This is a genomic window from Flammeovirga sp. OC4 (assembly GCF_000812565.1).
In the GTDB taxonomy this organism is placed as follows: Bacteria; Bacteroidota; Bacteroidia; order Cytophagales; family Flammeovirgaceae; genus Flammeovirga.
In genome coordinates, this window is the sequence record NZ_JTAM01000044.1 from 1 (window position 1) to 5,546 (window position 5,546).

At 33.9% G+C, this 5,546-nt stretch carries 5 protein-coding genes; all 5 read right to left on the reverse strand.

What is annotated here, in order from left to right:
• Nucleotides 1-122: 122 nt before the first annotated feature.
• From PL77_RS19715 to PL77_RS19735, 5 genes are read right to left on the reverse strand one after another with little or no spacing between them, the layout of a single operon-like run.
• Nucleotides 123-965 (reverse strand): hypothetical protein, encoded by an 843-nt coding sequence (locus tag PL77_RS19715; protein WP_044209265.1) that lies wholly within the window; start codon nucleotides 963-965, stop codon nucleotides 123-125.
• Between the two features lie 24 nt (nucleotides 966-989).
• Nucleotides 990-2,096 (reverse strand): glycosyltransferase family 4 protein, encoded by a 1,107-nt coding sequence (locus PL77_RS19720; RefSeq protein ID WP_044209268.1) that lies wholly within the window; start codon nucleotides 2,094-2,096, stop codon nucleotides 990-992.
• Nucleotides 2,097-2,099: 3 nt separating this feature from the next.
• Nucleotides 2,100-2,453 carry a hypothetical protein gene (locus PL77_RS19725; RefSeq protein WP_044209270.1) on the reverse strand — a complete coding sequence of 118 codons (354 nt, stop codon included), beginning with the start codon at nucleotides 2,451-2,453 and terminating at the stop codon, nucleotides 2,100-2,102.
• A gap of 2 nt (nucleotides 2,454-2,455) precedes the next feature.
• Nucleotides 2,456-3,379 carry a hypothetical protein gene (locus tag PL77_RS19730; RefSeq protein WP_156152447.1) on the reverse strand — a complete coding sequence of 308 codons (924 nt, stop codon included), beginning with the start codon at nucleotides 3,377-3,379 and terminating at the stop codon, nucleotides 2,456-2,458.
• Entirely contained in the window at nucleotides 3,373-4,542 is a 1,170-nt protein-coding gene (locus PL77_RS19735) for a glycosyltransferase family 4 protein (RefSeq protein ID WP_052444577.1), read from the reverse strand. The genes PL77_RS19730 and PL77_RS19735 overlap by 7 nt, the downstream gene beginning before the upstream one ends.
• Between the last annotated feature and the right edge of the window lie 1,004 nt (nucleotides 4,543-5,546).

Below are 5,546 nucleotides of genomic sequence, written 5' to 3' on the forward strand. Positions count from 1 at the left end.
ATTCGAAAACTTAGTTTACAACGTACTTAGCCAGAGTTTATTTTTTACTTCTCTTCTAAAACGACCTTTTATGCTTGCGAGTCAATGTTGACTAAGTTTTCGTCTACTTTTGATCAGTTTTTCTACAGGTATTTATAGGATCTACTTTCACTCCTTCTTTTTGCTCTTTCAAACTGATTATCAAATCTGCGTTTAAAGGGAAGGAAAATGTGTTTTTCTCGATAAGGAAGAGTTTCCAACATGCTATTATAGCCACAACCTGTCACTATTAATTTTGCTTGATCAAATAATGAAGACGCCGGGTACTGATGCATCACTTTTATAGTATCATATTGTAATGTTAATTTTGGTGTATTGATTATTATAGGCAATGGTATTTTTTTATACGTTTCATGCTTTTTAAGTAAATCAATCAAAGCTTCTATTTCTTGCTGAGGGCCTGAATGATTAATAAGATAAAATTTCTCTTCAATGCTTTTCTGTTTGATTTTATAGTCTGTGAGATAAAGTTTTATATGATGAATGGTTTGAGCATTATCCTGAATGAATTGAAATTGTTTTTTATCTAAAAAGTCAATGATATAGGTATGGTTGAAGTTTATATTCAATCCATCTAAATCTCCACAGTAAGCGTCCCATCTTAAATATCGAGCAATATAATGCAATCGACATTGGGTAGGAATTAAACCTGGGTTGATTTCTTTGAATAAACCTAAAGGGAAGGTGTCAAGGTATAGGTCAGAAATTGAATATTTCTCTAGCTGTAAAAGCAAGAAAGGGAAAAGGCTTTTTTTGTTTTCAAAATCTTTTGGGTCAATCACGATGCATTTATCTTCAGGAAAAACTTTTGTGGCCCAAGCTGTAGAGAAAACTAGATAATCTTCTTCGATATTTAGCATTGAGATAAGTTTTTGTACTCTTGTAAGATGCCCTAAACCTCCTCCTAGAATATAGAATAATTTCATGGTGATTGTTATTTTGACCAAGCGTTAGTCCGCTATATTTTCTACAAATGATTTTATCTCATTTTCCAAAGTATAGTTCTCCTTGATATCATGATAAAGGTTTTCACCAAATCGGATTCTTTCATTTTCGTTCATCTGAGCAATGTATTGAAGCTTTAAAGCACAATCCTCTTCATTTAGATTTTCGAATAGCAATCCATTTTCACCATCTTCAATTACATCTTTCATTCCATCAACAGCACTAGCAATTACCGGTATTTTCAATCCACCTGCCTCTAATAACACATTAGGCATACCTTCATAAAAAGAGGGAATTGTCAGCCAGTCACAATACAAATAATAAGGAATTAGCTCATAGCGACTTACATTTTCTAATTGGAGGTATGTTACGCCCACTTCATCTATTAATGCCTGATCAGATGCCGTAATTTCTCCGGTAAATAAAAATAGAAACTGATGAGCAACCAATGAGCGTTTTAAGGCATTTAGAAAAAAAGTAAACCCTTTCTTTTCTTTGATAAAGCCAAACAATCCAATGATTATTTTCCCTTGGTGTTTTTTTCTAAACGCATCTGCTTGAGCTATTTCCTGAGGAGTTTTCCTCCATAAATTCAGATCAATACTGTTGGGAGTGAAATACGCTTTTTGATAATCATAGACTTTCTCAATTCGTCTAATTTTATCCCTGCTATTTGTAAAAATTCCTGAAGCATTTTGAATCAATCGCTCTAAATTAAAAGCATCCTTGGCATTGAATAAAGAAACATCAAAATCATTTCCTCTAAAACAAAAATAGTAAGGGACTCCTAATAATTTATGAAGAACATAGATGCCTTCTTTGACCAAATTACCTCCCCACCCCATGATGCAGCCTACTTTTCCATCAAAATTATTTTCCAGATAAGTTGCCGTAAGGTGTAGTGTATGTGCTTTAGAATGAGTAAATGGAATATAGGTATATGAACCGTTCTGCTTCGTCAACGTTTTAAAAGGCTTTCCTTTTCTATAAAAATGAATAATATGAATTTCAAAACCTTTACTTTTTAGCCCTTCCACTATTCTATCACACGACTCCGCCATTCCACCTTGTTGAGGAGGATAATTTTCGGTGAGCCAAAGTATTTTTCTCATCGCTTAACTATCAAAAAAGGAAACATCGGATTCATCAAATTCATCTGAATCCATTTCTTGCTGCTCAAATTCATCAACTATTATACCTGACTCTTCAGATATTAAATCGGTATATGTCATCAACTCCAGATCTTCTTCTTGCTCATGGTATCTTCTCCTTTGCATGTACCAATACCAATTATCATATAAAAACAAGCTATTGTCATCCTCTCTTAAACTATAGCAGGATTTGCACAATCCCTCTTCTGTAAAGTGATCATTGCAAAAATATTTCCCACATTCTTCACATTGATGTTCGGCCTTGTTCTCACATTTTCTCAATGTAAAGATCCCTACCTTTTGTTCACAAGTATTCATGTCTATTTCTTTTTGATCTGTAAAAATGGTTGTTGAAGAAACCCTATCCATTGATTCAATACATCCTTTGAATTTGCTTTTTTATCTTGCAGTTTGAGTTTACTTTTGTATTCCCACATTCCATTATTCAATTCAAATAAATTGGGCTTTCCGCCTGAATTAGTATTCGAAGAATGGGCATATTCACTGTTCATCACTTCATAATATTGACAATCAAAAAGTACTTTGTAAGAGATCTTGTCTAATGCATTTTCCTTTTTCTTGTATTTCAATTTACCTGAACTACTCCTCTTCTTCCAGTTCTGGGTTCTGAAAAAACAATCGTCATGAAGAACAACTTTCACGCTTTCACCAATACTAAACTTCAGTTTCAAGTACTCTTTTTTGTAAATCACTATATTCCTCACACCTCGTTTAAAACGGTCAATTATTTTCCCATCTTCTTTTACAGGTGTACAATCAAGGCTGATGTCAACTTTCTGTTTTGGGCCAAAATCCTGTAGTAGAATATAAACCAAACACTTCAACACCTCTTCATTATTGATCTCAAATGGAGAATACTTGGTTTGATTTCTAAAGTAAATCGTCAGCCCAACCGTTACTACTAATAGAACGAATAGAAAGATTCCTAAGAAAAAAGCATATTTTACATAAGCCACAAAAACCAATGCCGCTAGTGCCAAGCTTCCAAAAATACCATAGCCATTAGTACGATCCCGCTTGCCTTTGATCAAAGTGTAGTACAATGAAAATTTGTGAATCAAATGATACAGCTCTTTTAATGAAAATCGACCTTCCAACTTTCTACTTTCAACAAATTCGATCTCCTGAGCATTCAAGTTTTGTCTGAAAACAGTATGATCTCCGTATTTTTCCTTTGCTTCAGGATATTTGATCCTTAATGGATATTGCGTCATGTTTAGCATACTATATTTTCTTCAATTAATTGATGATACACGTTTTGTAATTTTTGGGTTTGAATTACCCAAGTATATTGATTTTGGATTTTCTGATAAGCATTTTGAGAGAGTAACTCTCTTTTTGGGGGATCTGAAAGTAATAAGTAGAGACTTCTACCCAATTCACGAGGACGTTCTGATTGAATTAAAATACCATCCTGATCATGTGTGATAATCTCTTGTGTCACTTGTAGACTGGAAGCAACAACAGGAACCTTATGCGCCATTGACTCCATTATTTTCAAAGGAGAACAGCCTTGTTCGATATTCCTTGCATCTTCTTTCAATGGTGCTACTGAAATTAAGGCATGCTGCAACCATTGAGACAGTTCTTGTTTACTTAATTGATATTTCCATATCACATGATCTTCCAATTCCAATCTTCTGACCAATTTTTGTAGTAATTTTGATTCTCTTGGCCTTGTCGAACAACAAATCACCAATTTCAAATCAGGTTTCATTTTCAACAAATAAGGAAGGCTTTTCAAGAGAATATCTACCCCCTGCCACTTTTGAACAGCCCCAAAATAGATGATATATTCCTCTTGGATTAATTTGGGGTAGTGCTGTTCGCAAATTTCCGCACCGTTAGGAATCACATTTATCTTATTTTTTTCTATTCCGTAATATTGAATAATACGCTCTTGGATTAGTTGAGAAGGGACCACTATACTATCACTTTTTTCAAGGCATTGTTTTTCTAAATTCTTGATCTTCTCAATCGAACCTTTTGACAGTAAAGGATAGCGATAGGGCAACTCCACCGATGGAAAACTATTGACCTCAAAAACCGTTTTGTAATTTCTTTTCCCTTTCAATACCGCTTGTGCAGACCAAATATCTCTATAGTGAACAACTTCTAAAGTCGGTAAAGATTGTATCTCATTATAAAGTTCATTCGCATAATATTGTGTACGTTTCCAAAAATTTGGAATTTGCTTTTGCATTCTTTTCAGCTGTACACTCCCCTCCCATTCTTCACTCAAATACTCTTTATTTCCTAAAGTGAACAACATTCCTCCACCAAAAAAATCAAAAAGGGCATTGGCAAAATAAGTAATATGTGTTGAGGCTCCTTTACTTGTTGGGAATAAGTCAAAGGCACAATATAAGGCTCTATGTTTTTTCAAGTCCGCTTACATTAAAAAATTCAATTCAAGTTAATAAAAAAATGGGTTGTGTGCTTTATTGCTTTTGTGTGAAATTTCAAATAAATCTTTATGTCACAAAACTATAATGGTTCGTTATTTATGGTGGTTAGGGAGACACTATGCTGTAAACTAAATTATCGTCAACTTTCAATCAACCTTTCTACAAGTAATTATAGGATCTACTTTCAAACTTCCTTCATCTTCATTTCTGTCTTGAAACAAAAACGAAGCAAAAAATTCAAGGCTTAGAAGTCAAAAGCTAAATTCCATTTCTCTCGCCTAAATGATTTTAAACTCGCTAAAGCTCAAACAAGATAATCATTTTTAATGGCTCACAACATGAAATTCTTCACGCTTTTCCCTTCAAGGCCGAGGGAGATACTACTAAATGATGGTCTGATTACATGTTAAAAGACAAAGGTTTTATAATAATTTTCTAAAATTCAGTTCTGTAGGGAGGTGTCTCAAAACCATTTTTATCTCGCAAGTGTTAAGCCGATAGGCGTAACTTGTGATTAAATATTGTCTCCCGACTTCGAAATGAATGAAAGTGTGATGTTTATATTCGAAGTCGGGAGACTTCGCCAATGATCAGTTCCAAGTGACGCTCACGCTTAACACTTGAAACATGGTGGTTTTTCAACACTATAATAGGTTTTGCGACATTCTCTCGCGAACCACAACACACTACCATTAATCCTTCATAAAAGGAGTTATATTAATTAACGAAAACTTAGTTTACACTGTATTAAATATATTGTAAACTAAATTATCGTCAACTTTTAATCGAACTTTCTGCAAGTATTTATAGGATCTACTTTCAAACTTCCTTCTTCTTCATTTTTGTCTTAACACAAAAACGAAGCAAAAAAGTCAAGGCTTTGAACGCAAAAGCTAAATTCCATTTCTCTCGCCTAAATGATTTTAAACTCGCTGCGCTCAAACAACAAAATCATTTTTAACGGCTCACTTCATGAAATTCT